The sequence below is a fragment of the Pseudomonas sp. S3E12 genome (assembly GCF_001702295.1).
GTDB classification, from domain to species: domain Bacteria; phylum Pseudomonadota; class Gammaproteobacteria; order Pseudomonadales; family Pseudomonadaceae; genus Aquipseudomonas; species Aquipseudomonas marginalis.
This window is the reverse complement of the sequence record NZ_MBDT01000016.1, coordinates 1-21,406: the sequence shown is the minus strand read 5'-3', so window position 1 is coordinate 21,406 and position 21,406 is coordinate 1. Positions and strand designations below refer to the sequence as shown.

16 protein-coding genes and 3 pseudogenes are annotated in these 21,406 nt (G+C 55.7%); 16 read left to right on the top strand and 3 right to left on the bottom strand.

Going from position 1 to position 21,406, the window contains the following annotated elements; translation table 11 throughout:
• Positions 1–10: 10 nt before the first annotated feature.
• The 9 genes from BB029_RS13665 (at position 11) to BB029_RS13625 (ending at position 11,430) form a co-directional block, all read left to right on the top strand.
• Positions 11–1,861, top strand: coding sequence for an IucA/IucC family siderophore biosynthesis protein (locus tag BB029_RS13665; protein WP_065939574.1), 1,851 nt, complete (start codon positions 11–13; stop codon positions 1,859–1,861).
• Positions 1,862–1,877: 16 nt separating this feature from the next.
• Entirely contained in the window at positions 1,878–3,122 is a 1,245-nt protein-coding gene (locus BB029_RS13660) for an MFS transporter (RefSeq protein ID WP_065939573.1), read from the top strand.
• A gap of 15 nt (positions 3,123–3,137) precedes the next feature.
• Positions 3,138–4,322, top strand: coding sequence for an aminotransferase class V-fold PLP-dependent enzyme (locus BB029_RS13655; RefSeq protein WP_065939572.1), 1,185 nt, complete (start codon positions 3,138–3,140; stop codon positions 4,320–4,322).
• Between the two features lie 85 nt (positions 4,323–4,407).
• Complete coding sequence (locus BB029_RS13650) at positions 4,408–4,923, top strand: sigma-70 family RNA polymerase sigma factor (RefSeq protein ID WP_027603406.1); 516 nt, start codon at positions 4,408–4,410, stop codon at positions 4,921–4,923.
• The gene (locus BB029_RS13645; RefSeq protein ID WP_065939571.1) at positions 4,924–5,901 is read left to right on the top strand and encodes a FecR domain-containing protein; all 978 of its coding nucleotides are present in this window, start codon (positions 4,924–4,926) and stop codon (positions 5,899–5,901) included.
• A gap of 100 nt (positions 5,902–6,001) precedes the next feature.
• The gene (locus tag BB029_RS13640) at positions 6,002–8,416 is read left to right on the top strand and encodes a TonB-dependent receptor (protein WP_065939570.1); all 2,415 of its coding nucleotides are present in this window, start codon (positions 6,002–6,004) and stop codon (positions 8,414–8,416) included.
• A gap of 64 nt (positions 8,417–8,480) precedes the next feature.
• Entirely contained in the window at positions 8,481–9,635 is a 1,155-nt protein-coding gene (locus BB029_RS13635) for an ABC transporter substrate-binding protein (protein ID WP_065939569.1), read from the top strand.
• Positions 9,632–10,678 carry an iron ABC transporter permease gene (locus BB029_RS13630; protein ID WP_065939568.1) on the top strand — a complete coding sequence of 349 codons (1,047 nt, stop codon included), beginning with the start codon at positions 9,632–9,634 and terminating at the stop codon, positions 10,676–10,678. The genes BB029_RS13635 and BB029_RS13630 overlap by 4 nt, the downstream gene beginning before the upstream one ends.
• Positions 10,672–11,430: an ABC transporter ATP-binding protein gene (locus BB029_RS13625; RefSeq protein ID WP_065939567.1), complete on the top strand. Its 759-nt coding sequence runs from the start codon at positions 10,672–10,674 to the stop codon at positions 11,428–11,430. The genes BB029_RS13630 and BB029_RS13625 overlap by 7 nt, the downstream gene beginning before the upstream one ends.
• A gap of 118 nt (positions 11,431–11,548) precedes the next feature.
• On the opposite strand, the pseudogene BB029_RS32180 reads toward BB029_RS13625, so the two are convergent.
• Positions 11,549–11,889, bottom strand: a pseudogene (locus BB029_RS32180) (IS3 family transposase); the annotation flags it as partial.
• On the opposite strand from BB029_RS32180, the pseudogene BB029_RS13620 reads away from it, so the two are divergent.
• The 7 genes and pseudogenes from BB029_RS13620 to BB029_RS13590 form a co-directional block, all read left to right on the top strand.
• A pseudogene (locus BB029_RS13620) lies at positions 11,887–12,168 on the top strand (integrase core domain-containing protein); the annotation flags it as partial. The pseudogenes BB029_RS32180 and BB029_RS13620 sit on opposite strands and share 3 nt — an antisense overlap.
• Positions 12,169–13,113: 945 nt before the next feature.
• Positions 13,114–13,509, top strand: coding sequence for a ParB N-terminal domain-containing protein (locus tag BB029_RS13615; protein ID WP_065939566.1), 396 nt, complete (start codon positions 13,114–13,116; stop codon positions 13,507–13,509).
• A 159-nt stretch (positions 13,510–13,668) separates the two neighbouring features.
• Positions 13,669–14,787: a cysteine synthase family protein gene (locus BB029_RS13610; protein ID WP_065939751.1), complete on the top strand. Its 1,119-nt coding sequence runs from the start codon at positions 13,669–13,671 to the stop codon at positions 14,785–14,787.
• 4 nt (positions 14,788–14,791) lie between these two features.
• On the top strand, positions 14,792–15,967 hold the full coding sequence (locus BB029_RS13605; RefSeq protein ID WP_065939565.1) for an MFS transporter: 1,176 nt from the start codon (positions 14,792–14,794) through the stop codon (positions 15,965–15,967).
• The gene (locus BB029_RS13600) at positions 15,964–16,866 is read left to right on the top strand and encodes a RimK family alpha-L-glutamate ligase (RefSeq protein WP_065939564.1); all 903 of its coding nucleotides are present in this window, start codon (positions 15,964–15,966) and stop codon (positions 16,864–16,866) included. Before BB029_RS13605 ends, BB029_RS13600 begins: the two co-directional genes overlap by 4 nt.
• Positions 16,856–17,590, top strand: coding sequence for a GNAT family N-acetyltransferase (locus BB029_RS32875; RefSeq protein ID WP_141696543.1), 735 nt, complete (start codon positions 16,856–16,858; stop codon positions 17,588–17,590). The genes BB029_RS13600 and BB029_RS32875 overlap by 11 nt, the downstream gene beginning before the upstream one ends.
• A gap of 15 nt (positions 17,591–17,605) precedes the next feature.
• Positions 17,606–18,820 (top strand): ATP-grasp domain-containing protein, encoded by a 1,215-nt coding sequence (locus BB029_RS13590; RefSeq protein WP_065939562.1) that lies wholly within the window; start codon positions 17,606–17,608, stop codon positions 18,818–18,820.
• Between the two features lie 160 nt (positions 18,821–18,980).
• Here the strand turns inward: BB029_RS13590 and BB029_RS32870 are convergent.
• A pseudogene (locus BB029_RS32870) lies at positions 18,981–19,091 on the bottom strand (sugar phosphate isomerase/epimerase); the annotation flags it as partial.
• Between the two features lie 215 nt (positions 19,092–19,306).
• On the bottom strand, positions 19,307–21,406 hold a 2,100-nt coding region (locus tag BB029_RS13585; RefSeq protein WP_141696542.1), incomplete at its 5' end, for an amino acid adenylation domain-containing protein.

Below are 21,406 nucleotides of genomic sequence, written 5' to 3'. Positions count from 1 at the left end.
GAGAGCTGATATGGATGACCTCAACACCTTGATCGCCTACTCCCGCAAGAACGCCCTGCGCCGGCTGATTCGTTGCTTGTTTGCGGAAAATATCCTGGATCGTTCGGCGCTGGCGTTTACCCACGACGGCCAGCAGGCCACCTACCCGCTCAAGCAGAAAGGCGCGCAGCTGTTTTTCTCCGAGATTGCGCTGGGCCCGGCCGACACGCTGGTCAATGACGGCGACGTGGTGCTGCTGACGGCCGAAGGCGTGCGCCAGGTGATCACCCGCCATCAGGACCTGCTGGATGTACTGCGCGACAGTTTCGACTTCGAGCCCAGCGACGAAGGTGTGGCCGGTCTCAAGTCGGATATGGAAAACAGCCTGCTGAACGACGCCCACGCCCGTCAGTTTCGCCAACACTGGAACGCGCGCCTGGCGCAGGCCGCTCAACGCCAGGGCCTCAGCAGCCTCACCGATTACCTGCGTCGGCATGCGAGCACCAAGGACGCCGCGATCTTGCTGGATCAGTGGGGCTCGCTGGAAGGCCACCCCTACTACCCGACCTGGAAAGCCCGCCCCGGGCTGAATGACGCTGAGGTCGAGCAACTGTCTCCGGAATTCAACGCCCAGGTGCCCCTGCGGATAGCCGCCTTGCGTGCTGACATGGCCAAAAGCGAAAGCATGCCTCACGTGACCAACTACCCCGCCTGGTTCGCCAGCAATTTCCCGGCACACTGGGAGCAATGGAAAGCGGCGCTCAACGCCAAAGGCCTGGATGAAACGCAATGGCTGCCTCTGCCGATTCATGCCTGGCACTTGCAGGCCTATGTGCTCAAGACGTTTGCTGCGGAAATCGAAGAAGGCCTGCTGATCACTGAGGGGCCGGATATTCAGACGCTGCCGACCATGTCATACCGCACGATGATGCCGGTCCTGGACCACGCTGCACCGCTGATCAAATTGCCCATCGCGTTGTGGATGACCAGCGAGTTGCGCAGCCTGCAAGCCAAGTCGATCCATATGGGGCCGCGCATCAGCACGGTGATTACGCAAATCCTGGAAGCCGAAAACGGTTTCGACCAGCAACTGGAAATTTTCCCGGAAGAAATCGGCGTGCGCTATCGCCACGCAATCACCCAGGACGACGTACCGGGAAAACACCTGTCCGTGGTGTTTCGTGCCAGCCGGCAAGCGTTCGAACGCAGCGATGAGCGTCTGCCGATCACGGTGGCTTCGTTGTTCACCCGTTTACCGGGCAGCGGTCGGCCGCTGTTTACCGACCTGATCGAACGCGACGGGGTGCGTGCCGACGCCGCCAGCGTAGAACAGTGGTTTCGCCACTATGCCAAGGTCGTCACCCACCCCGTGGTGGCAATCTATCTGCTGTACGGGATCGGGCTCGAAGCGCACCAGCAGAACACCATGGTGCTGTTCTCACCCGATGGCGTGCCGCGCAGCCTGCTGATCCGCGATTTTGGCGATGGCAGAACCTACGCCCCCCTGCTGGAAGAACGCGGTTATACGTTACAGCCGCATGTGCAGCCTGGCATTCTGCCTACGGTATTTAGCGGCGATATCGAGCCGGTGCGCATGTTTGTACTGGACGCCGCGTTCCTCACCCACTTGCATGAAATGGCCCTGTGGCTGACCAAGGAGTACGGCATGGACAACACACGCTTGTGGGCAATATTGCGCGAGGAAACCGAAAACGCCTTTGCTGCCGTACGCGAGCGGGTCTCGCCGCAGGTGTGGGAGGTCGAGCGCCAGGCCTTTGTCGAGGATCCATGGCCTACCCGTTCGTTACTGCGTATGCATTTGATGCAGTATTCCAACTACCGTTTGCAGCACACCCTGACCAACCCGCTAGCTGCCGTTTAATCACCGAGGCCGTCTCATGTCCCAAGCAGGTGCCATCCAGGGTTCGCGTGTAAGAATCCTCATTTATCTTCTGTTCGCGATCCAGCTGGTCTCCATGGGCGCGATGGAAATGAGCGGGCCGTTCTGGCCCGTGCACCTGCGCGGGCTGGCGTCCTCGGAGTCGGTATTCAGCTTCGCCAGTATCGCCGTGTACGTCGGGCCGATGCTGGGCATCATGCTGACCAGTGCATTCTGGGGCCGTATCGGCGATCGCTACGGCCACAAACTGATGATGATCCGCGCACTCGCGGGGTTGTCCCTGACCCAGCTCGGGCTGGCCTTTTTCAGTGACATCTGGGTCATCCTGGTCCTGCGTTTTCTGCAGGGCGCCTTTGCCGGCTATATAGCCCCGGCGCAGGCTTACGGGGTCAGTATCGAAGCGCCGTCGCGGCGGGCGCGGTTATTCGCGATCCTGCAGATATCGACCAATGTCGGCTCACTGCTCGGTGCGGTCGTAGGCGGCTTGATCCTCGATTACGCGACGTTTTTCTGGATCAACATCGTCGCCTCGGTGCTCTGTGCACTCTGTACCGTCATCGCCGCCGTGACCTTGCCGGATGTGCCTCCCGTACCAAAAAAACCGACGGCAACCACCCGCACGCCGGTCGCCGGCACCGACAGCGTATGGCGCAGCTCTCCCCTGCTGTCGCTGCTGTGCGTCATGGGCATCCTGCTGCTCGCGCGCATGCTGCCGCAGACCTCGTTCTCGCTGTACGTGAGCTCGACGTTCGAGGTCAACAACTCCGTCGTCGGCTTGTGCTACGGGTTGCTGGCGCTGGGCTTCATCCTGTCGGCAACGGCATGGTCGCGCTACTTCGAGCATCGTTCCCAGGCAGAAACCCTGCAACGCATCACATATGTCGTCATGGGCTGCATCGCCCTGACCGCCGTGGCGGGCGTAACGCGCAGCCCCGTGGTATTTATCGTCGCCTACTTCATTTGGGGGGTGCTGCTGGGGGCGACCACCCCCGTGCTGATGGCGCTGGTCTCGAAAACCGCCGACAGCTCGCGACAAGGCTACGTACTGGGTATTGCCCAAAGCACTGCGCAGTTCGCCTCGATTGCCGGCATCTCCATCGGTGGCTTGCTGAGCCAGGTCTACGGCCTGCAATACACCTATCTTTTCGTGTGCCTGGCCTATGCAGTGGCGCTGATTCCCATGGTCGCGCTGCGGTACTGGTCGGTGTCCGCGCCTTCCAATGGCGTTGCAGGCAGCGACTGAACAAGGAGTAAGGGTTTGAACATTGAACAACTGCGTGCCGATACACCGGGTGTCGAGCATCTGATCCATTTCAATAATGCCGGTGCGGCGCTGATGCCTGAGCCGGTGGTCCAGGTCATGACCGGGCACCTGCAACAGGAGGCCCGCCTCGGCGGGTATGAAGCGGCCGCCCGATGCGCGCCTGAACTGGACAATGTCTACACCGCCATCGGGCGCCTGATCAATGCGCACCCCACTGAAATCGCAGTGGTCGAAAACGCCACCCGAGCCTGGGACATGGCCTTCTATTCACTGGCGCTCAAGCCCGGCGACGCCGTGCTGACCTCCATGACCGAATACGCCGGCAACTACATCCCATACCTGCAATTGAGGCAGCAGCGCGGGATCGAGATCCGGATCATCCCCAACGATGGACACGGCCAGGTGTGCCTTGCAGCCTTGGCGGCCATGCTGGAAGACGAGCGCGTCGCCCTGGTATCGCTGCCAATGATCGCCACCAACGGCGGGCCTGTGCAACCCGTCGAGCAGATCGGTGCCCTCGCCCGGGCGGCGGGTGTGTTGTTCCTGCTGGACGCTTGCCAGGGAGTGGGCCAGGTGCCGATCGATGTGCAAAAGATCGGCTGCCATATGCTCGCCGCCACCAGTCGAAAATACCTGCGCGGGCCGAGGGGCGTGGGGTTCCTGTACGTAGAACAATCCCTGTGCCAACGCCTGGAGCCGGTTTTCCTGGACCTGCATGCGGCGTCCTTGCTCACGGCAGACAGCTTTGAAATTCGTGCGGATGCGCGACGTTTTGAAAATTGGGAATGCAATGTTGCGGCCAAGCTGGGCCTGGGGGCCGCAGCGGAGTATGCGTTGGCGCAGGGTATCGAACCGATATGGCAGCGCATCCAGCACCTGGCGGGTTACTTACGCCATCGACTGACCGACGTGGCGGGTATCACCTCGCAGGACCTGGGCCCTGTAAAGTCCGGTATCGTCACCTTCAGTCATCGCCACCACAACGCCCCACAGGTGCAGCAGTGGCTCGCAGCGCAACCCAAACGCATCAACGTGAGCACTTCGACAGCAGGCTCGACCCTGCTCGACATGCAGCATAGGGGCTTGCTTGAGGTCAGCCGTGCATCGGTTCACGCTTACAACACCGAAGCTGAAATCGATTCGCTGATTGACGCCTTGATACGCCTGTCACACGCCTGATCAAGGGACACGATGGCGCTTGCGCTCAAGCTGGTTTGTCAACTAGCATTGGGAATACTTCTCAATTACAAACAAATCGGCCGCCATGAGCGAAACCTCTTCCGCGAATCACCTCAATCACCTGCGCGCCATCGAGGCCCTGTACAGCGGGCATCACGGCTGGCTGTATGCCACGCTGAAGAGAAAACTGGGTAACGCCATGGATGCGGCGGATCTGGCCCAGGACACCTTCACTCGGATCCTGGCCTCACAGGTCACGGTGATTGACCAGCCACGGGCGTACCTGAGCTGCGTGGCCAAGGGCATCCTGGTCAATTGGTATCAGCGCAAGGCACTGGAACGCGCCTACCTGGATGCACTGGCGAACGTGCCCACCCACGAAGCACCGTCGCCCGAGGCGCACTTCATGGTGCTGGAAACCCTGCACGAAATCGACGCCATGCTCGATACCCTGGCGCCCCTGGTCAAGCGCGCCTTCCTGCTGTCGCAGATCAACGGCCTCAAGTACGACGACATCGCCGAGCAGCTGGGTGTATCGCTGATCACCGTCAAGCGCTACATGAAACAGGCCTTCGTACAGTGCCTGATGCTGGTGGAGTGAATGCTCGGTCTGCGCAAGGAGCCGCCGCTGGACCCGCAGGTACTCGAAGAAGCCGCCGAGTGGCTGATGCGCTTGAGCGAACGCGAACTGAGCGAGCACGAGCGCGCCGAATGGGAGCGCTGGAAGGTCAGCAGCCCGGAGCGGGATCGCGCCTGGTCCCGTGCGCAATTGCTGCAGAGCAAGTTCGGCGGCCTGCCGCCCGCCCTGGCGATGTCGGCGCTGGACCGGCCAGACAGCCCTGAACGTCGTGCAGCACTGGGCAAGCTGGCGATCCTGCTGGCGCTGGCGCCCGCGGGTTGGGGGAGCTGGAAGCTGGCGCAATCGCAGCAATGGTCAGCGGACTACCGCACCGACGTTGGCCAGCGCCGCGAACTGACCCTGGCCGATGGCTCGCGCATCACCCTGAACACCGCTACCGCCATCGACGTCGTATTCGACGACCGCCAACGGCTTATTCACCTGCGCGAAGGCGAAATCCTGGTGCAGACCGCCGTGGACACCGCCCCCCTGCCCCGGCCGTTCCTGATCAGCACCCGCCAGGGAAGCATGCAGGCGCTGGGCACACGGTTTACCGTGCGTGAAGTCAGCCCTCGCACCCATCTTGCGGTCATCGACGGCGCGGTGAGGGTGATATTGGCCGATAACCGCCAGACCCCGCCGCTGATCGTCAACGCCGGACAGCGCACCGACTTCTCCTCACAGACCTTTGGTGACCTGGCGCCGACCGATCGCTACATCGGCTCATGGACCCAAGGCATGTTGATGGCCGACAAGATGCGCCTGGCGGATTTCGTCGCGGAACTGACGCGCTACCGCCGAGGCTTCCTGCGCTGTGATCCGGCCATCGCCGATTTGCGCATTTCCGGAGCCTTTCCGATCAGTGATACCGATCGCACCTTGAGCATGCTGGTGCACACTTATCCCGTGCTGGCGAACAGTCATTTGCGCGGTTACTGGGTCACCCTGTCGCCCGCCTGATCCCACGCAAAAATAAACGGCGGCCGGGGTGATACTTTTTTCGATCTCGACTGGCAAAGACAGGAACAGCCTTTTCCTCTCGTCCATGGGTCATCCTTTCATGCTCGTAGCACGGCCCCTGCGTCCGGCTCGTCCGCTCAAACCGATGGTGCACGGCGTCGTGCTCAGCCTGCTGCTGGCCGGTGCCATGTGCCCGTTGGCATTGGCGGAGGCACCGGCCCAATTGGATTCGGTCGCTGTGCAGGCCTACCACATCGCCCCCGGCCCGCTCGGCGCGACGCTCTCGAGCTTTGCCGTGGACGCCGGTATTGCCCTGTCGTTCCAGCCTTCGATCACGGAGGGCCTGATCAGCCCCGAACTGAACGGCACCTACTCCACGCAGGAAGCCGTCACGCGTTTGCTCGAAGGCAGCGGCCTGGAGATGGTGTTGCGCAGCGATGGCAGCTACACCCTGGTACTGCGCCGGCTGACGCTGTCGGCGACCACGGTGGAGGCGGCGCAAAAACACACCGATAGCCTGCCCCCGGTGTACCCGGGCGGCCAGGTGGCCGAGGGCGGGCGTCTCGGCCTGCTCGGCAATACGGATGTGATGGACGCGCCGTTCAGCATCAGCACCTATACCGCGTCATTGATCAAAGACCAGCAGGCGACCACCGTGGGCGACGTGCTGGAGCGCGACTCTTCGGTCCGCTCCACCGGCCAGACGGGGGGTATTGTCGATTCATTCTTTATCCGTGGTTTTCCAGTGGGCGAAGGCAACCTCGGGGAACTGGCGTTCGACGGTGTGTACGGCGTGGCCTCCAATTACCGGGTATTCACCGACTACGCCGAACGCATCGAAGTGGTCAAAGGCCCTGGCGCCCTCCTCTACGGCATGTCACCCAACAGCGCCGTCGGTGGCGTGATCAACGTGGTCCCCAAGCGCGCCCTGGACGAGGACCTGACCCGCGTCACGGCCTCCTATGCCCAGGACCTGCAACTGGGCACCCATATCGATCTGAGTCGGCGGTTTGGCGAGGACCGGCGATTCGGCATGCGCGTCAACGGCCGCGTGCAGCAGGGTGACACTGTCATCGACAAGCAATCGCGGGATGTCGGGGTCAGTGCCATCGCCCTGGATTACCAGGGCGATCGCCTGCGCACCAGCCTGGACCTGATCAACCAGCAAGAGCAATTCGACGCGGCGTCACGGCCCTTCCTGATCGCGCCCGGCGTGCCGATTCCCCACGCCGCCAACGGGCGTACCAACGTCAGCCAGGCGTGGGGCTGGTCCAAGACCCGCGACGAGTCGGCATTGCTGGGTGGCGAGTATGACGTGAGCGACGCACTGACCCTGTTTGCCCATGCCGGCGGTGGGAAGTCGAACGTGGCACGCCTTTCCGACCAGACCCCGACCATCATCAACACCGCCGGCGACACCTCGTCGATCCCCGGCTATTACAAATTTAAAGTACGGCGCTACACGGTCGACAGCGGTGCCCGACTGCGTTTCGACACCGGGCCGATCAGCCACAGCACCACGCTGCAAGTCACGCGCTATCGCGATGAGTTGTCGCGCGGCATTATTTCCGGCCCGCCGATCCTGTCGAACATTTACCACCCTGTCTCACGACCCGAGGCCGACATTGCCACGCCGGCCACGCCGAAAGTCTCGGCGACCGAATTGTCCGGCGTCGCGGTTGCCGACACCTTGTCGATGCTCGATCAACGCCTGCAGGTGACGGTCGGCCTGCGCAAACAGACCATCCGCTCCAACAACTACAACGCGGCAGGCGCGGTGACCACGGCTTACGACGACGGCAAGACCACGCCGCTGTTCGGCGCAGTTGTCCGGCCCTGGGAGCATGTGTCGTTTTACTACAACTACCTGGAAGGCTTGAGCAAAGGCGATATCGCCCCCGCCACGGCCTCGAACGCGGGCCAGATCTTTGCCCCCTACGTTTCACGCCAGCATGAGGTCGGGGTCAAGCTCGACTACGGCACGGTCATGTCCACACTCGCGCTGTTCCAGATCACCAAACCCAGTGGCGAGCTGTCAGGCACCACCTTTGCGGTACAAGGCGAACAGCGCAACCGGGGTCTCGAACTCAACGTATCCGGTGAGGCCGGCCAAGGCATACGCCTGCTCGGCGGGGTGACGCTGCTGGATGCGCAACTGACCAAAAGCGCGGTTGCGGCCAACCGGGGCAATACCCCGGTGGGGGTGCCGAAGGTGCAAGCCAACCTCTGGGCCGAGTGGGACGTACCCTGGGTCGAGGGGCTGACGCTAACCAGCGGGGCGTTGTACACCGGCAGCCAATATGTGAACCAGGCCAACACCCAGCAGTTGGACCCCTGGACCCGCTTCGACATGGGCGTGCGCTACAGCACGCGCATCGCCCAGCGGCCGACGACCTTCCGCGCCACGGTACAGAACGTGTTCGACCGTGAATATTGGTCGGGCGTCGCCTCCTACGGTGCGTTCTCTCAAGGCTCGCCACGCACCCTTCTACTGTCGACCACGGTCGATTTCTGAAACCTTCGGCCCGGCACGGCAAGCTGCACCGCCACCCGGCCCGACCATTGCAAAGGCTTTAACCATGGTTACCATTGTTCGACGCAGCCACGCCTTAGCCGGGCTGCTGCTTGCGGGTTTGTTGGGATGGGCGCTGCCGTCAACGGCCGCCGAGCCGCAGGCACCACGCAGCACCGTCACCGATTTGCTCGGGCGCCAGGTCAAGGTGCACCTGCCGGTCCGGCGCGTGATTCTCGGGGAAGGCCGTCAGTTGTACCTGGTTGCCGCGCTGGATACGCAAAACCCCATCGAGCGAATCGTCGGCTGGCGCAAGGACCTGATCCAGTCCGACCCGGACACCTATGGCGCTTACCTGCGTAAGTTTCCTGCCATCGCCAACATCCCCACCTTTGGCGGCTTTGAAGACGGCACTTTCGATATCGAGCAGGCCATCTCCCAGCGCCCGGACGTGATCATCCTCAATATCGAGGCCCAGCACGCGACCGAGGACGCCCGCTATATCGAAAAGCTCGATGCCCTGGGGATTCCAGTGGTGTACGTCGACTTTCGCAACCACCCGATGCAGAACACCGAACCGACCATGCGCCTGTTCGGCCAGTTGTTCGGCAAAGAGGCGCGTGCCGAAGCGTTTATCGACTTTCGCAACCAGCAGATCCGCCGCGTCACCGACGTGATCAACGCGCAGCCCCCTTCGCGCCCCAGCGTGTTCATCGAGCGTATCGGTGGCTACACCGACGATTGCTGCTTGAGTTTCGGCAATGAAAACTTTGGTCTGTTCGTCGATATGGCGGGTGGCAATAACATCGCCAGAGGCGTTATTCCCACCACCTTTGGCCAGCTGAATCCCGAGCAAGTGATCGTCGCCAACCCGGAACAGGTGGTGGTCACCAGTGCCAACTGGGAAGCCTTTGCCCCCGGTGGCCACTGGGTCGGGGTAGGTCCCGGTGCCGACATGGCCCAAGCCCGGCGCAAACTGGCCTGGTATACCCAACGCCCGGCCTATGCCGGGATCAAGGCGCAGGATGACCAGGCGTTCCATGCCATCTGGCACCAGTTCTACAACAGCCCTTATCAGTTCGTGGCCATCCAGCAGTTGGCCAAGTGGTTTCATCCGACACTGTTTACCGACCTGGACCCTGAAGCCTCGTTTCGCGAATTGCACGAGCGATTCCTGCCGGTGCCCTATGAGCCGGGTTACTTCGTGAGCCTCAAGCCATGAGTGCCGTGATCCAACGCGACACCTACCGGGCCCTGGTGCTGCGCAAACGCCTGATCCTCGGTGGCCTGCTCTTGCTGCTGTTGTGCAGTGTGCTGCTTGACCTGGCCCTGGGGCCGGCGCGCTACAGCTTCCATGAAGTGCTCGGTGCACTGTTTGCGCCGGACAGTGCGCCGGCACAGGTTCGCGTGGTGATGTGGGACATCCGCCTGCCGATCGCGCTGATGGCGGTTGCCGTGGGTGCGGCGTTGTCACTGGCCGGCGCGCAGATGCAGACCATCCTCAATAACCCGCTGGCCAGCCCCTTCACCCTGGGCATTTCCGCCGCCGCCAGTTTTGGTGCAGCCATGGGGCTGGCGTTTGGTGTGGCGCTGTTTCCGTTGGCGGCGCAGTACATGGTGCCGGTCAACGCGTTCATCATGGCCATGCTGTCGGCGCTGCTGATTCACTTCCTGAGCATGCGTCGCGGGGTCACTGCGGAAACCATCGTGCTGCTGGGTATCGCCCTGGTCTTCACGTTTAACGCGTTATTGGCCCTGGTGCAGTTTTTCGCCACCGAGCAAGCCGTGGCGGCCGTGGTGTTCTGGACCATGGGCAGCCTGACCAAAGCCACCTGGCCCAAACTCGGGGTGATCTGCCTGGTGATCGTGATCACCCTGCCGATCTTTGCCAAGCGCGCCTGGGCCCTGACCGCACTGCGACTGGGTGACGACAAGGCCGCCAGCTTCGGGATCAACGTACGCAGCCTGCGTTTTCAGACGCTGATCATGGTCAGCCTGCTCGCCTCGTTCCCCGTGGCCTTTGTGGGCACCATCGGCTTTATCGGGCTGGTCGGCCCGCATATTGCGCGGATGTTGATCGGCGAGGACCAACGCTTCTTCCTGCCGGCCTCGCTGCTGACCGGCGCACTGATTCTGTCCGCCAGTTCAGTGGTGAGCAAAACCCTGATCCCCGGCGCCATCTTCCCGATCGGCGTGGTCACTTCGCTGATCGGCGTGCCGTTCTTCATATCACTGATCCTCAGCGGGAAGAAAAACACATGGTGAAGATTCAGCTGCAAGACCTGGGTGCCCGCTATGGCCAGCGCACGATCATCCGTGGCGTTACCACCGCCGCGTTCACCGGCGGCCAAGTGGTCGCGGTGGTGGGGCCCAATGCGGCGGGCAAGTCCACCCTGTTCAAACGCATGGCCGGGCTGATCGACGGGCCTGGACAGGTGATCCTGCAGGACTCGAAAAAGGGCCGGCAGGGCATCTGCTACATGCCCCAGGGCTTGAATGCCAGTGCGCGGTTGACGGTCTACGAATCGGTACTCCTGGCCCGCAAGCAACTGTCGCCGCAATGGACCGTCCACGATGACGAGTTGAACCTGGTGGACGAAATGCTCGAGGCCCTTGGCATCAGCGACTTGTCCTTTCGCAACTTGGGCGAACTCAGCGGCGGCCAGCAGCAACTGGTGTCCATCGCCCAGACCTTGGTGCGCGAACCGGAAATCCTGCTGATGGACGAACCCACCAGCGCCCTCGACATGCATCGCCAGGTGCAAGTGTTGAACTTCATGGGCGCACTGGCCCGCCAACAGCAGGTCATCGTGTTTATTGCCCTGCATGACCTGAACCAGGCGTTGCGCTTTGCCGACCAGGTATTGGTGATTGCCGACGGCACCGCCCAGGGCAGCGGCGCGAGTCATGAGGTGATCACCGAACGCATGCTGCGCGAGGTATACCAGGTTGAGGCGCGGATCGAGCAGTGCAGTCGGGGACAACGGCATATCTTGATCGACGGGATAACCGGATAGCTCATAGCCGCTGATCAGTCACGCAGCCTGTCGCCAGACACTTGGTGCCGCCCGTCCTCCAATGGGTTTGCGCAGAAACGAAAAAAGACGCCGAAGCGTCTATCACGTAAATCACTGTCTAGTCCTGAAATAGGTTTGTAACCGTCCGGCCAATTGCGTAACGCTTTTCAAACTCTACCGGTGACAGTTGACAGTTGATTGTTGATTGTTGATTGTTGATTGTTGATTGTTGAAACCATGCCGGCGTTTTGCGTTGTAGAACATCTCGATGTAATCGAACACATCACTACGAGCATCTTCGCGCGTGGAATAGATTTTCCGCTTGATCCGTTCCCGCCTTAGAAGCTGGAAAAAGCTCTCGGCCACGGCGTTGTCATGACAGTTGCCTCGGCGACTCATGCTGGCAACCAAATTGTTCGCTTTCAAAAAACTGCGCCAATCGGAGCTGCTGTACTGGGCAGCCGCAACTTTCGATAGCGGCTGTGGCGTTATCGCATGCGTCAGAGTATGAGCCGCCGAGGAGACTGCTGGGATAATGCGCCGATGGAGCGGGTTTTTCGCAGCTTGAAAACAGAGTGGATGCCAACCACTGGCTACATGACCGGCCACCAGGCTCAGAGAGACATTAGCCAGTACCTGATGCATCACTACAACTGGATCCGACCTCATCAATTTAACGATGGATTGGCCCCCACGAAAACGGAAGAAAAACTCAAAACCGTGTCCGGGATGAGTTGACCACTACAGGCGGCTCTGGTGTGTATTTACTGGAGAGCTTATCCCCGAGAAAATATTTTCTTGACAAAATAATTATCGATGATTAGCCTCCTACCTAACGTAATAATTTTTTACTTACATATAGTTATAAATATAAACTATTAGGATATGTGCAAAGCCAAAAACGATAAGACCTCGCAGCTTATGGAGTGTAATTAGCTGTGCCGTACGCGTGTAACCCGGAGAGTCGGGCTGAAAAGCCCGCCACTGCTCTGTGCATGCGACGCTTTGCGGTAAATCGCCATGGTCTTGGCGAGATTCTCGCCTTGCCACGCGATAGCAGCTACTTGATCCGGGTTTCCTTAATTGGCCCCGTCCTTGAAGCGCTCAGCCAATAATCTCGCGAAAGCATGGCAGCCATATTTAATTTTTAAATAGCATTGATTTTTTGTAGACATGGAATGTCAACTTAAAGACCTTTTATCTCTGATATAGGTACCTGAAATGGACGTCGGAAAATGACCGCATCAACTATAAATCCTCTCTCCAAGCTTCATACCCCTTACGAGGAAACAGATCTTGTTTGCCTCCCCTCCTTTGCAGCAAAAAGGCTTCGTTGTCTTATTTCGGCGCCATAAATTCTTAGCAGCGGTTTGTGTCGCTTTTCCTTTGTAATATCTTAGAGGATCAGAAACACTCAACTTTTTCGGCGACGGCGATTTATTGCCCACACATATTAAAACCCTTAAATCTGTTGCAGTCATGGTTATTTCATGGCGTAAAATCCAATTAATAGATTGGCAGCATAGGAAGCTAAGAGAGAAGCGTCTGTCCATACCCAGTATCACTCTCTGCTCCAAGCCAAAGCCAGTTGAAGTGGATCTGAGAATATCAATCGCGCTTACACGTGCGCGAAATGCTAATAAAAAATACTTGCACTAGATGCTTGCGAAAGGAAATCATGGAATGATTGTTACAGATGTAAAACTCGTGGATATAAATTTTTTACGCCCGCATGAAGACATTGACGAAGCCAACCTCACATCTCTTACAGAGAAGATCCATAAAAATGGCGCCTGGGATACTCCCATAATCATTGATAAGGAAAGTGGGATAATTATGGATGGGCACCATCGCTATAATTTCGCTCTTACGTCGGGTTTATCCCGGGTTCCATGTTATGAAATGTCATACTCGTCAGAAAAGGTAAGGGTGTATGACTGGAAAACCGGCCTCCCTTTTGCGTACCAACAAATCTTTAAATCTGTCGAGTCTGGAAAGATTTTTCCTCCTAAAACCACTCGCCACGATTTTTCTGAACAATTTGCCACAGTGAACATCGAACTAACACGGCTGTATTAGGCATCTGGTAACGCAGAAAGGCGTAATGACGACTGCCCGAGCGCAACAACTTAGTAACTATAAACACTTACCATGAATAATCAGGTCATTTGACACTATGATTATTGAACCGTCTAGACTTTAAAGACCCCGAAGCATATGGAAATCACGAGGTTATCTATGTCGTTTGCTAAAAAGAACATTATTGATGGACTAACTGTCACTCCGCTCGTCACACTTTCAAAAATCAACAAAGCAATGGGTACAAACGTCATTGTCAAACTGGAAAAAAATAACCCTGGTGGAAGCATCAAGGATAGAGCCGCTGCTTATATTATCGAGGAGGCCGAGAAAAAGGGCCAACTCAAGCCTGGAGGCACGATCATTGAGTCGTCTTCAGGTAACTTTGCAATCAGCCTGGCTATGATCGGTGCAGTGAGTGGATATCGGGTTATTGCGCTTGTAGACCCTAAGGCCACCGAAACCAATAAAGCGCTCATGAAAGCTTACGGAGCTGAGGTCATTACTGTAACGGAAAAAGACGATACAGGCTCTTATCATAAAACCAGAATCAAATTAGCCAATGATTTATCAAGGGAAATTCCTGGTAGCTATCGACCTGATCAGTGTTTTAATGTCCTCAGTTCGTTAGCGCATTACCACTCAACTGCAAAAGAGATCCATGAACAAACATATGGGCAAATCGGAGGCGTCGTTTGCGCCGTCAGTACAGGAGGCCAGATTGGAGGCATTTCGGAATACTTCAACGAGTGCCTTCCTGACGTCAAGGTTACCTGCGTGGACGCATATGGTTCCTCCGTATTCGGAGGGCCATGCCATGCTTATAAAATCCCTGGAGTTGGACTTGGCTGGACACCAAGGAACATAAACGACGTTTCAAAGATCGATTACTTTTATCGTGCAAGAGATGAATCCTCCTACATAGCTGCCCGCCTACTGTGTCGCCATGAAGGGATTTTGGTCGGAGTCTCCTCGGGAGCCGTTCTTCTGGCGGCACTTAATTTATCTTTACGCATCGGGAGCCATAAACCTGTTGTGGCCATTTTGGGCGATAGCGGGGAAAGATATTTGGATACTCTTTACAATGACGCCTGGCTTAAAGACAATAATATTGATACAGGGCTTGAACTCCATAAATTACAGGCGCTCGTTGAAACCATGGACAGACCTATAGAATCACCTGATATAGAGAGTAATTACAGGGATGATTTGATCAGCATCCTGGAAGTCCCTGACACGACTATAACTCATTTTAGCATGCTGGAAGGCCGAAATTGAGCACATGAATAATCATATTGTCTTCGCCGTGAGCTTTATCCTGTCATTTGTTAACTTTATGATTTTCTACAGCTACCCTTTCAAGCTAGAGGAATTAGGCATAGAAAATGGGGTGGTCGGGTTAATTGTGGGAGGTGCGACTGTCCTTACCCTGATAATGAGGCTCGTGTCAGGTGTACTCATAGATCGCATTAGGCCGAGATGGGCATTATTTATTACTGCGTTTCTGTACTGTGGCTCTTTGCTCCTCATAAATTTTAACTGGGTTTCATCGGTTATCATGGGGCGGCTGGCACAAGGGGCTCTCTTGGGAGGGATGTCTACACTACTCATGTATTATTCAATTGCATTCAGTAATAATGCAGTTGAGAAATCAAAAAATGTTTCGATGATCACATTTTTCAATGTTCTACCTACGTGCCTTGCACCATTTGTAGCGCTTAAAATCACCCAGACTTGGGGAGGGGGGAGCGTTTCACTGGCTGGATTAGTGCTATTTTTGACCTGCCTGTTGTTTACATTTGTCTTGGATATTCAACAGAACTCTGTTGACGTGCCTTCAGCCGCTGACAGAACCTTACCACCAAAAGGAATAACACATGTCATTGCAGACCAAAACATAAGAACAGCAGTTATTATATTGGCACTGGTATACGTCATAAGTGGAACCACGGTTACTTTCTTGCCATTTTTTCTTATTAAAAAAGGCATGAAAGATCCCTCTTGGTATTTTCTAGCGTTCACCATCTGTATGATGTTGCCTAGACTTTTTTTGAATAAATATCTACCAAAGGACAGCCGATTCCCAACGCAAATTCTAACGGTTTGCGTGGCTTCTGCCATATTCGGAACGTTTTCGAATTACCTGTTGGCGGGCAGCAGTCTTGTGTACATCGGGGCAGTTTTTTGTGGAGCGGCTCTTGGGCTTATCTACCCTGCGGTCATGTCATACGTTGTCTGTAGCGTAGATCAGCCGTTGGTTGGAACCTCATCCTCCGTCGTTGCTGCCTCTGCAGATATTGGTGTTATTGCTTCTAATGTTGGCTTGGGCATTGCCAGTGTTGCGTTCGGTGAAGACACTGCGATGATATTGCCAATTAGTACATCCTGTATAGCCTTAGCATTTATTATCTCCAGGGTTTGGGCGCAGAACTCCATTCAAAAGGAAGCTTCATTATGAAAACTGTTGTATTTTTGTCCGACTACGAAGACGAAATTGAATATCAAGCGGTATTTGAAGTCCTCTCGAAATGGGGCATCAGAGGCATTACAGCTAAGCCACGTGAAATCTGTATAACAAATGGAGCCGAAGGGTCTTCTTTTCTTTTTCGCGGCGCCCCCCTGCAACCAAACCTCGTGGTCGGGTACGCGTATGAAGATGATTTGATTACAGCAATGAAGTTAATGAAGTTATGGCAGATGATGGGCGTTACAGTCCTAAACGATGCCGAAACACTATTTTGCGGCCAAAACAAGGATTTATCTTCGGCAATGCTTAACAGCAACGCAGAAGTACGGCACTTGCCATATTATAAATTCCTCGAGTTACCTTCAGAAAAAGCACTTCATTCTATTGGCTTTCCATTGGTTGCTAAACCTGTGAACGGCGCCTGTGGACGCGGATTATTTAAGCTTGATTCATATTTAGAATTTTGCGATTGGTTCAAGGAGCATGAACATCTTATAAAGGACTACTATGTTCAGCCCTACATTAAAAAGAAAAACAACGAAGACTTTAGAGTGGTAGTTGTTAACCATGTCGCTAAATATGCATACTCGCGACGTGGTGCGAACGGTAGCTGGATTACTAATCTCATGAAGGACGGTACTGGCAAGACGTTCACTATTGACACATTGCCTCAGGAGCTTGTTCTCATGGCGGAGAAAAGCTCTATCGCAGCAAAGTCACTCTTTTGTGGTGTTGATATAGCTATGGACTCGTCAGGAGCCCCTTTTATCATTGAAATAAATACCTGCCCCGCGATTAAAATTAGTCGATATATTCCAGGAGCCGATACGCTTGTTGAACAAGCATACGCCGAGTTCATTCGCCAAGTGTTGATTGATCATGACATTTGAGCCTTTTCAAAGTAACCCGGAACGTGATGCAATCATGCAAGCCCTTATAACAGGGTGGGCTAAATCTCGGGGAGGATCGCATGTTTCGGTCACGCACGGGAGTGGAATATCTCATTGCATTTTTGAATACCCTATAGGCAAAAGAGCCCGTGACAGGGAAACATTTTGTTGGGGAGGGCTTGAACTTGTCGACTCTGTTACTGAGTTTCATCAGAGCAAACATCATTTCCTTAGTGTTTTCGGTATTGACGTGAAAACCCATGAGCGCCTTCTGATGAAGGGATATGATATCGTTGCGCGGGAAACGCATATGTATAAGTCGATCTCGAAGAATGCGCCCTCCCCTTGCTGTGCTGTCAATCGAGTCCTCAGTCAGGAGGAGGCTGACTGGTATAACGCTCAAAAAGGATCGATATTTATCCAGCCTGAGCATATTGCTGATCCGGACGTGTACGACTTTTATACCCGTGAACGGGGCATTATGACGTCTCATGCGAGAGCGATTCGTGTCGGAACCTTCTTGGTTGTTGATGACGTTCAAACACACCCGGACTTTCGCAGAAAAGGACTTGCCTCCTATTTACTGGCGACCATCACTTCTGTCGCTCAACAGAACCAAATGTACGCGCTAACCCTTATTTCAAGCGATGAGGGGCTACCGTTATATTCCCGTGACAATTATGAAAAAGGTCTTTCTCTCACCGTTTACAGCTCATCGCATTAACAGAAGGAGATAATGATGAATATCATAGCACTTGAAGCATTAACTTTTGGCCTCGGCCGTTTGGCTGCGGCCTCACGAAAACATGGCTGTTCGCTAATGCTTTTCACACGTGACAAAACAGTATATGACTATGAGTTATCCTTGCTCGACGAGCAGAATATCAAGGTTGTAGAAATCGACACATTCGATGATCATGCCGTCGTTGAGATGATCAGAAATGAGAAGGACGTCGTAGCATTACTCAGTTCAACGGATACTTGGAGTTTGCATTGCCTTGACGTGAGTAAAAGTCTAGGATTACCCGCTCAGAACGCAGATGCAGTCCGAATAGCCCGAGACAAATACCAGCTGCGTAATCGCCTCTATGAGGCTGGCCTGTCTTCTGCCAAAAGTCAATTGGTGGATCCTAGAAAATTTGATAATGAGTCAGTAATTAAAGACATCAGCTATCCGTGCATAGTTAAAGATACTGCTGGAACTGGCAGCCAGAACGTATGGATCGCTTATGACAAGGAGGACTTGCTACAAACTCTTGATAAGGCTGCTCAAGAAGTCCTTCGCGGCCAGATCGCCATTGAACCCTTCTTTTCGGGTACGCTCTATAGTCTTGAAACGCTTAGTTGGAAGGGTGAGACACGTGTAATTGCGTTGACGAGCCGGATTACCTCTCAGGAACCTTATTTCCGCGAGGAGGCTTTCTCATCACCGGTAACTATCAACCATTCAATAAGCGCAGCGCTGGAGGTATGGATTGATAATGTCTTGAAAAGTATCGGATACGGTAATGGCTTTGCGCATACGGAGTTCATGATAACCGATACGGGTTTTGAGGTGATCGAAATCAATCCTCGTCTGGGCGGCGTGCAAATCGGTGAGGCGCTGTGTCAATCTCTTGACATTAATATTTATGAAGCTTGGATTGAGATGGCGTTAAATAAAAGGCCAGCTCTTATGGATGTACCACTTAATATTCACAAGGGGATTGGCCAGTTAATTATTTATGCCACGGAAACGGGCGAGTTTTCCCATATCGAAGGACTCGACAGGTTGAGTGCTCATCCCGGAAGCCCACGCTTTTATCCAACGGCTTACAGTGGAAAGTCAATAAGCACCATTGTCGACCAACGAGCTAGTATCGGAATACTTTTGGCTGAAGGTGAAACTTCAGAAGTTGCGCTGCTTAATGTGTTCGCAGCAAGGAACAAAATACGTGTAGTTATGAAGGGTTAAATTCTAATTGCATACCATGTAGAAACTCAGACTTAATCTGACAGTTATTGAATTTGCGGTCGTGACTGTCAGGTCAAATTCAGTTGATCATTTTGACCTGCCAGTTTTTTTCATCCGTAAACGTCTCAACCGGTGTGCGATCGCAACTGCTCGGCCAGTTCAGGCCTTGCGGCTTGGCAGCGACATGCAGACGTTCGGCCTGTGGCGCGATCCAGAAATGGTCGGTGATCCCATCGAAGCCAGCGGCGGCAATCCTCTCCAGCTGCGCCTCGGTGGACGCGGTTCGACGATTTCCGATCGAGGCCGACGACGATGGTGTCAGGTCGCGGGTATCACATCCATCCGTCCCTCTTTGGCGAATGCAAAACCCACGCCTGGTACAGTGAAACGCCCAATCAAGGGCCAGAAGGAGGCCTATTGATTTTACAAACCACAAGAAACTATTTTTCTTGAAAGCCCACCCCCTTGGTGGGCTCATTCAAAAAGCTACAAGGGTTTGTTTTTTTTGCCGATGGCATTGTTGATAATTCCACTGATTAAACTTATCGACGGCTCCTTGAGAAGATCGTCATGCATGCTGTCGACTGTAATGTTGTCAAGAACACCATCAATGTAAGGACGCCATTGTTCGCATTGGGGGGCCTGCGGATCAACTTCCTGGCTGGCCGTAAAGTAAGTGACATTACCGTTATATCGACTCAGCATCGGTTCCTGACCCAGGTGGGTATTATTAATGGAGACTTCCACTATCCTTTCGAAGTTTTCAATATCAATCGACCCCAGCGGGTTATGCAATGCGCGCAGGGCAGTGTGGCACGCAAACAAACTTCTCGACGCTGTTGCAAAATCTTCTGGGGCGATACCGGCTTCTGAAAGTATCGCGCCGAAGACCACCTTCTCTGTGATATTTTCGTTTTTGAGCCATTCAAAAGGCACACGCGGATCAAGAAGAATAACTTCTCCCACTTCATGTCCCCCTCGCTCCAGTGCGCAAGCCAGCTCAAACGCAACGCGGCCTCCAAAAGACCATCCCAGCAGATGGTAAGGACCTTGCGGCTGCCGCTCCAGAATCTGCGTTTTATAGTCCTCGACCATAACAGCTAAGGACTCGGCGAAAGGTTCTTCGCCCTCGATACCACGGGCCTGAATCCCCATCAAGGAAATGTCAGGCAGGCGTCTGATAAACGCTGAATAGGACCATGACAATCCTCTTCCCGGATGAATGCAGTACAAGGTTGGGGCATTCTCGACTGATCGTAGCGGCAAAATTACGCTGAAAGAAGAACCTTGATCTTGAGCAAGACCGCTTTGCAGTTGCGCCACTGTAGGCGCTTCAAACAAACTGCGGATCGTGACGTCGACGTGCAGGGTTCCCCGGATCCGGTTGATCAGGCGCATGGCCAACAGCGAGTGGCCCCCCAGTTCGAAGAAGCTGTCGTCCAGTCCCACCTCTTCCAGGCCCAGCACTTCGCCGAACAGTTGGCACAGCACCACTTCCTGCGGCGTGCTCGCTCGCCGGCCGCTGGCAAGCCGCTGCGGTGTCGGCAAGGCCCGTGTATCGAGCTTGCCATTGACCGTGCGTGGCAGGTCATCCAGCAGCATCATCGCCGCCGGCACCATGTAACCGGGCAACCGCTCCGCCAGGTAGTTCTTGAGCGCCTCGGGAGTGACCGCCTCAGCCTCGTGCAGCACCGCATACCCGACCAGTTGCCGAGGCTCGTCACGCAGGATCACAGTCGCCTGCGACACCGCTTCGTGCTGCAACAACACCGCTTCGATCTCTCCCGGCTCGATTCGCACGCCGTTGAGTTTCATCTGCTGATCGGCACGGCCGCGGTAGACGAGAGTGCCGTCGTCGCGCCAACTGCCGAGGTCGCCGGTGCGGTACATGCGGCTACCGGCTTCGCCGTACGGGTTGGCGATGAAGCGTTGCGCCGTCAGACCCGGTTGGTGCAGGTAACCTCGCGCCAGTCCAACACCTGCAAGGTACACCTCCCCCACCACGCCGACGGGCACCGGCTCCAGGTAGTCGTCCAGGATAAACACCTGGTAGTTCGGCAACGGCCGGCCAATCGGCAGCGTGCCATCGTCCATGTCCTCCAGCGTCACCCGGTAGGCAGTGGCATCACAGGTGGTTTCCGTGGGGCCATACAGGTTGGTGATGCGTTGCGCGCTCAGGGTATGGTAGATGGCTTGGCACACACTGGCCGATAACGCTTCGCCCCCTAAAAGCACCTGCCGCACCACCAGCCCCTGGGGCGCTGCCGACAGGGCATGGGCCAGATAAGAGGGCACGCAGCTCAGCACGCTGATGCCCTGGGTGTGCACGTATTCCCAGAAACGTGCGAGGTCGTCGCGCGTCGCGTCGTCGATCACCACGGTGCAACCACCGCAAATCAGCGGTACTGCCAGTTGCACGATCAGCGCATCAAACGACACGCCGCTGAGCAGCGACACGCGGTCGTCAGCACCGATCTCCAGGAAACCGGCAAGGCTTGCGATCTTGTTGGCGATCGCTGCGTGGCTCACCATCACGCCCTTGGGCTGACCGGTCGAGCCCGAGGTATAGACCACGTAGGCCAACTG

What these genes read in the sequence shown, in the direction of transcription:
- BB029_RS13665 (WP_065939574.1), top strand. Translation starts at nt 11, where the DNA reads ATGGATGACCTCAACACCTTGATCGCCTACTCCCGCAAGAACGCCCTG.
- BB029_RS13660 (WP_065939573.1), top strand. Translation starts at nt 1,878, where the DNA reads ATGTCCCAAGCAGGTGCCATCCAGGGTTCGCGTGTAAGAATCCTCATT.
- BB029_RS13650 (WP_027603406.1), top strand. Translation starts at nt 4,408, where the DNA reads ATGAGCGAAACCTCTTCCGCGAATCACCTCAATCACCTGCGCGCCATC.
- BB029_RS13645 (WP_065939571.1), top strand. Translation starts at nt 4,924, where the DNA reads ATGCTCGGTCTGCGCAAGGAGCCGCCGCTGGACCCGCAGGTACTCGAA.
- BB029_RS13640 (WP_065939570.1), top strand. Translation starts at nt 6,002, where the DNA reads ATGCTCGTAGCACGGCCCCTGCGTCCGGCTCGTCCGCTCAAACCGATG.
- BB029_RS13635 (WP_065939569.1), top strand. Translation starts at nt 8,481, where the DNA reads ATGGTTACCATTGTTCGACGCAGCCACGCCTTAGCCGGGCTGCTGCTT.
- BB029_RS13630 (WP_065939568.1), top strand. Translation starts at nt 9,632, where the DNA reads ATGAGTGCCGTGATCCAACGCGACACCTACCGGGCCCTGGTGCTGCGC.
- BB029_RS13625 (WP_065939567.1), top strand. Translation starts at nt 10,672, where the DNA reads ATGGTGAAGATTCAGCTGCAAGACCTGGGTGCCCGCTATGGCCAGCGC.
- BB029_RS13615 (WP_065939566.1), top strand. Translation starts at nt 13,114, where the DNA reads ATGATTGTTACAGATGTAAAACTCGTGGATATAAATTTTTTACGCCCG.
- BB029_RS13610 (WP_065939751.1), top strand. Translation starts at nt 13,669, where the DNA reads ATGTCGTTTGCTAAAAAGAACATTATTGATGGACTAACTGTCACTCCG.
- BB029_RS13605 (WP_065939565.1), top strand. Translation starts at nt 14,792, where the DNA reads ATGAATAATCATATTGTCTTCGCCGTGAGCTTTATCCTGTCATTTGTT.
- BB029_RS13600 (WP_065939564.1), top strand. Translation starts at nt 15,964, where the DNA reads ATGAAAACTGTTGTATTTTTGTCCGACTACGAAGACGAAATTGAATAT.
- BB029_RS32875 (WP_141696543.1), top strand. Translation starts at nt 16,856, where the DNA reads ATGACATTTGAGCCTTTTCAAAGTAACCCGGAACGTGATGCAATCATG.
- BB029_RS13590 (WP_065939562.1), top strand. Translation starts at nt 17,606, where the DNA reads ATGAATATCATAGCACTTGAAGCATTAACTTTTGGCCTCGGCCGTTTG.